Below are 5706 nucleotides of genomic sequence, written 5' to 3'. Positions count from 1 at the left end.
CTGGCACTGGCTATCCGCCGTCTCCGGAGCCAGGCCTGTAATCCTTGCGATCGCGCCTCCTCCCCCGGACGGGCGGGAGGCGCGATGCTCGTCCATGTGGCGGCCGGTCCCTGGCGTGGTGCCCATCGAAGACTCCGAGATCTGCAGCACGCCGGTCAAGGTCGCCCTCGGGGTCGTCGGGCCGCACACCGTGGCGGCGTACCGGCAGCAGCAGCGTCTGCGGCAGCCACGGCGCGGACAGGGCCGCGGCCAGGTGGATCATGGCGCCGGTTGGACGACCCGATGAAGGCCACCGGGTACGGGCGGCGCGGAGCGGGACAGGGCCCGCAACATGCCGGTCGCCGAGTCGAACGACGCCACCGCCCTGCCGAGCCTCACGAGCCGACCTCCCGCAGGAAGGTGGCGACCTCACGGGCCAGACCATGCGGATCGCGGTACGGCACCATGTGCGGCAGCCCGTCCATGACCGAGAGTCGCCCATGCGGTAGGAGCCTGGTGACCTCCTCGGCCCATACCTGGCTCACCATCCGGTCCTTGCCGCCGCGCACCACCAGGACGGGCAGGTCCACGTACAGCAGCTTGTCCTCGATCCGATCCCGCAGGGAAGCGCCAAAGCTGGCCGGCACTCGTCGCGGCCCGGCGTCCCGGTAGTCGGCGACGTTCAGCGGAGTCATGCGCGGGCTTTCCCGCACCGCGTTGCGCAGCCACTGGCCCACCAGCCTGGCGTGCGGATCAACGGTCGGGCCGACCAGCACCAGCGCGCCTGTCCGGCCCGTGAAGCGAGCCGCCCCATCGACGGGCCACCTGGCAGCCGCAGGACCCGCCCAGTAGGCAGGGCAGGGCCGCGCCAGCCCAGCCGCATCCAGCCAGGCGGCCACCGCGTCCGCGAGCCCCACCATGATCGGAAGATCATCGGGTTTGCCGCTGTGCCCGAAGCCGGGCAGGTCGAGGCTCCAGGTGTCGTGAGTCCGCCCCGCCGGCCCCGGGCCGCGTCTGCGCCGGCTCGCCATGGTCAAATCCATGACGGTATGAGTGAGCGGTTCGAGCGACACGCCTCTCCTTCGACCGAGATCGGGCTCAGGAGCCTGGGCCTGCGAAGCGGAGCCCTGCCGGCAGTGGTACGGCTCCTCAGCGGTGGCCGGTGCCGACCGGTCCGACGCGTTTGGCGTAACCGCTGATCGGAAGCGTCTCGACACTCCGCACGCCGGCGAGCGCCCCCACCCGGTTCGCCACGTACTCGTAGAGGGCGCCGACGTCCCTGCACACCACGAACGCCACCAGGTTGGCCGAGCCGGTGACCGCCGCCACGAAGGCCACCTCGACGTCTCCCGACAGTGTCCCGCCCACCTCGATCAACCGGCCGGGCGCGACCTGGAGCCACAGCATGCACTCGACGCCGTAGCCGAAGAGCTTGACGTCGGTGTCGATGCTGAACTGCAGGGCACGCGCGCGCCGCAGTTCGGCCATGCGCCGCCGTACCGCCGACTCCGACCAGCCGACCGAGCGCGCCAGCTCAGGGAATGTCGCCCGCCCGTCCCGTGCCAGCTCGGGCAGCAGGCTGCCGTCGAGGGCACTGGGCGCCAGCGCGGCCGGGGTGGCGGGGTAGTCGGGGCGCAGCCGTTCGATCTGCTCAGGTGTCAGGGCCGAGACTCTGCCGCGCCAGCAGGTCTCCTCGTCCATGAAGGCCCACAGCATGCGGTGCGCGTCGACGGAGATCAGCCGCGGACCGCGGCTCAGCCTGTCAAGCAGGAGGTGTTCGGGGCCGCGCAGCAGGAACGAGACCTCGCTCCCGCCGGACAGGAGCGTCACCCAGGAGGTGTCGCTCCTGCGGGCCAGCGCCCGCGCGATCGCCGGCGCGTCGTCCGGCAGACAACGCAGGCGGACGAACCAGTCTGCCTGTCCGCTCCAGCAGCTGCTCAGCAGCCCGAGCACCCGTGCCGCGCCCGCCGCGCGCAGCCGGGCGTAGCGGCGGGACACCGTCCGCTCCGCCACCCCGAGCACGGCGGCGATGCGGCTGAACGGTGCACGGCCGTCCAACTGGAGCGCGTGCAGGAGCTGCCGATCGAGGTCGTCCAGCATGACCGAATCCACCCTGCAACAGTAGGACCATGACAGAATGCGGCGCCTGAGAAACGGGCCGACGACAGCCTTCACCCGGGCGGGCACGCTGTCGCGCATGACCCGTGACATCCGCAGGATCGACCACACCGGCATCCTCAGCCGCAACCTCGACCAGCTGGAACAGCGCTACCTGGCGCTCGGCTTCACCCTCAGCCCGCGCTCCCGGCACCTGCTCAGCGAGCGCCCCGGCGAGAAGCCGGTTCTCGGCGGCACCGCCAACAGGTGCGCCCTGTTCGGGCAGACCTACATCGAACTGCTCGGCATCGTGGACCCGGCCGCCCCCGATCCATGGCGGACCAAGGAGGTGCCCGACGGCTTCCGCATCTTCTACGTCGGCTCCGACGACGTCGACGCCCAGGCGCGCAGGCTGACCGAGGCGGGCGTGCCGATCATGGGCGTACGTTCCCTCGAGCGCGAGGTCGACACCGTCGACGGGCCGCGCGCGATGCGGGCGCGCGCCCTGCACGTCGACCCGCGTTTCACCCCCCACGGCTACATCGGGATCGCCCACCAGCTGACGCCCGAATACCTGCACCAGCCCCGCTACCTGACCCACCCCAACGGTGCCAGAGCCATCGCGAGCGTGCTCGTCGTGGTCGATGACGCCGAACTCGGTGACACCGTCGAGCGCTACACCCGGATCCTGGACACCTCTCCGGTCGCGCGTGACGACCGGCGGGTTCTGGAACTGCCCGCGGGGCGGCTGGAGTTCGTGGCCGCCTCAAGAGCGGCCGAAACCCTGCCCGGGGTCGTGCCGCGCGGTCTTGCCGCCATGTCCATCGCGGTCGCCGACGTGAACGCGGCGCGGCGGCTCGTCGACGGCAACGGCATCGCCACGGTGACCACCGGCGACGGCTTCCTAGTCAGCGCCGACGACGCCTTCGGCTCAGCCCTGTTCTTCACCGCCTCATGATCATCGAGACGGCGTCGGGACGGCTGCGCGGTACCGGGACCGCTTTTCTGGGCATCCCCTACGCGAGCGCCGCCCGCTTCGAGCCGCCCCGGCCTGCGCCACCGTGGCAGGACACGCGCGAGGCGGCCGCTCCGGGCCCCGCGGCCCCGCAACCGGCCTCCCGGCTGGAGCGCGTGATGGGTCCCCAGCAGCTGGAGCAGGCCGAGGACTGCCTGTCGCTGAACGTGTGGCGGCCCACCGTCGCCGGCGCGGCGCCGCTCCCCGTGCTGGTGTTCCTGCACGGTGGCGGCTTCTCCAGCGGCTCGGGCGGCTTCGACTGGTACAGCGGCGCCACCCTGGCCCAGCGCGGCGACATGGTCGTGGTCACCGTCAACTACCGGCTCGGTGCCCTCGGATACCTCCACCTGCCGCCGGTGAGCGCGGGCAATCTGGGGCTGCTCGACCAGGTGGCGGCGCTGCGCTGGGTGCGCGAGAACATCGCGGCGTTCGGCGGCGACCCGGGCGCGGTGACGGTGGCCGGGCAGTCCGCGGGGGCGCTGTCGATCCTCGCGCTGCTGTCGGCACCCGCCTCGAGCGGGCTGTTCAACCGCGCGATCCTGCAGAGCACACCCGCCGGCATGCCGCCCCAGGATCCCGATCGCGCGAGCGAGCTGGGCAGGGCGTACCTGAAGGTGCTCGGCCTGGCACCGGCGCGGGCCGAGCGGCTGCGCGAGCTGCCGGTGGCCGACCTGCTGAAGGCACAGGTGGAGCTGGCTCACCTGACCGCCCGCCCGGGCGATGTCGCGCCGCCGTTCCAGTTGGTCGCGGACGGCGAGCTGGTCGCAGCCGACCTCGTGCGCGCAGCGGGGACCGGTGGGGCAGACCGGGCGGAGATCCTCATGGGCGCCACGCGCGACGAGGCTGCGGCGTTCTACGACGTCGGCGAGATGAGCGAGCGCGTCACCGAGAGCGTGTTCGTGGCTCCCATGCTCCAGCTGGCCGGGGTGCTCGCCGAGCGGGGGAACCCGGCGTGGCTGTACAGCTTCGACTGGCATCCGGCCGGCAGCCCGTACGGCGCGTGCCACTGCATCGAGCTTCCGTTCGTCTTCGGCGATCCCGCGCCGTGGCGGCAGGCGCCCATGCTCGGGGGTGAGATGCCCGCCGCACTCGTGGCCGAGGTGCAACGCGCCTGGATTGGGTTCCTCCATCGCGGCGATCCCGGCTGGGAGCGGTGGACGGCATCGGCTCACCGTTTTACCGCCTGAGGTTTTCGACGCACGACCATTCCCCAACGAAAGGAGCTCCAGATGCCTACGGATGAGCAGCCGTCCACGGTCCCCTATCCCGCCCTCCTCCCCACCCGACCCGATCACCACGACGGTGCCGGACGAGGTCCGGCCGGCCCTGGAGGCGTACAGAGCAGGCGAGGTGGCGCAGGCGCGCCCGGGGGGCTGAGAGCATGTCCGGCAGCCGCCGGGCGAGGTCGTCCGGCGTGACCGAATCCACCCCGCACTGTGGATCAATGTCGGAATACGGCGTGGGAAGATCACCCCAGCGACAGGCGCCGGGAGGGGCGGCACGCTGGCGCACATGACAACCGACTTCCGCCGGGTCGTCCACACCGGCATCCTGAGCCGGGGCCGCCCCGGGAAATCGATGATCACTGCGGTATCCGCACTCGTTCTCGCCCTGACCCCGCTCGTCCCCGCTTCGGCGGATCCCGCAGCCCTCGACACCGCCTTCCAGCCCCTGCCGGCGTTCCCCGACGAGGTCTCCCCGGAGGCCCAGGCGGCTGCCGAGGCCATCAACGCCCTGGTCGAGGCGTTCCCCGACAAGTACACCAGCGTCAGCATCTCCGGCACCGACGCCATCAGAGTTCTGCTCCCCACGGGCCCCGAGTTCGCCCAGCTCTCGGCCGCCATCCGGGCGGAGGCGACCAGGGTGGCCCCGGGCCACGATCTGTCGGTCCAGGTAGAGCCGGCTTTCCGCAGTCGAGCCCACCTACTGAGTGCGAAGGCGCAGGTCGAGGAGCTCGTCTTCGGCGGCACCTATGGAGACAAGGTCAACGCCGTCGGAATCGACTCAGTCGGCGGGCATGTGGTGGCCTACGCGACCGAGGACTCCGACGCCGCCCGGGCCGACCTGAAGCAGCGATTCGGCGACACGGTCGTGTTCCGGCAGGCCATGCCCGCTCCCCGGGACATCGCGAGCGTGGATCCCCCACCGGATGACGCCGAGGGGCAGATCCCCGAAGAGGAGACGATCGCGAAGGTTCGCGACCGGTCGAAGGACTCCGCGCCGCACTACGCCGGCGCCGGCTTCCGTACCTGGAATGCGGGCCACAGTCAGTGGAAGGAAATCTGTTCGTCGGGCTTCCCCGTCGAATATCAGGGTGAACGCTACATCCTGACAGCGGGACACTGTTTCCCCGGTGCCAGCCCTTTCAAGCGGGCCTGGGCGTCCGCTTTCACCACCCCCTCGCCCGGTCCGTCGGTCGACTACTACTTCGGCGCGGTGACAAGCACCACCGTGGGCGGCACCAACGACAAACAGGAAGACGGCACGCAAGACAAATACGGCGACTTCGCCCTCTTACACGGATCCTCCTATGCCAACGCCGTCTACAACTGTCCCAACAGCCAGGGCGCCTGCACGTACCTGCTGGTCGGGGCCGTGGACTGGAAAGACCCCGT

At 71.1% G+C, this 5706-nt stretch carries 6 protein-coding genes; 4 read left to right on the top strand and 2 right to left on the bottom strand.

Features of this window, described 5'->3' with window-relative positions:
- Positions 1-115 precede the first annotated feature (115 nt).
- Positions 116-286 (top strand): hypothetical protein, encoded by a 171-nt coding sequence (locus DAT37_RS44900; RefSeq protein WP_198654243.1) that lies wholly within the window; start codon positions 116-118, stop codon positions 284-286.
- 88 nt (positions 287-374) lie between these two features.
- Here the strand turns inward: DAT37_RS44900 and DAT37_RS12880 are convergent, their stop codons facing one another.
- Together DAT37_RS12880 and DAT37_RS12875 are read right to left on the bottom strand one after the other, a co-directional pair.
- Positions 375-1052 carry an alpha/beta fold hydrolase gene (locus tag DAT37_RS12880; RefSeq protein ID WP_109524988.1) on the bottom strand — a complete coding sequence of 226 codons (678 nt, stop codon included), beginning with the start codon at positions 1050-1052 and terminating at the stop codon, positions 375-377.
- Positions 1053-1128: 76 nt separating this feature from the next.
- Positions 1129-2091, bottom strand: coding sequence for an Lrp/AsnC family transcriptional regulator (locus DAT37_RS12875; protein ID WP_109524989.1), 963 nt, complete (start codon positions 2089-2091; stop codon positions 1129-1131).
- Between the two features lie 25 nt (positions 2092-2116).
- Between DAT37_RS12875 and DAT37_RS12870 the strand changes: the two genes are divergently transcribed.
- The 3 genes from DAT37_RS12870 to DAT37_RS12860 all read left to right on the top strand — a co-directional run.
- Positions 2117-3034, top strand: a complete 918-nt coding sequence (locus DAT37_RS12870) for a VOC family protein (RefSeq protein WP_109524987.1) — start codon at positions 2117-2119, stop codon at positions 3032-3034.
- A complete protein-coding gene (locus DAT37_RS12865) occupies positions 3031-4278 on the top strand; it encodes a carboxylesterase family protein (RefSeq protein WP_109524986.1) in 1248 nt (415 codons plus the stop codon). Before DAT37_RS12870 ends, DAT37_RS12865 begins: the two co-directional genes overlap by 4 nt.
- A 325-nt stretch (positions 4279-4603) precedes the next feature.
- Positions 4604-5706: chymotrypsin family serine protease (locus DAT37_RS12860; RefSeq protein WP_157978471.1), on the top strand; the 1103-nt coding region annotated here is incomplete at its 3' end.

Source organism: Nocardia aurea, assembly GCF_003123685.1.
Lineage (GTDB): Bacteria > Actinomycetota > Actinomycetes > Mycobacteriales > Mycobacteriaceae > Nocardia > Nocardia aurea.
This window is presented reverse-complemented; position numbering and strand designations above follow the sequence as displayed.

Coding starts and splice junctions, on each gene's coding strand:
- DAT37_RS12870 (WP_109524987.1), top strand. CDS start 2,117: ATGCGGCGCCTGAGAAACGGGCCGACGACAGCCTTCACCCGGGCGGGC.
- DAT37_RS12865 (WP_109524986.1), top strand. CDS start 3,031: ATGATCATCGAGACGGCGTCGGGACGGCTGCGCGGTACCGGGACCGCT.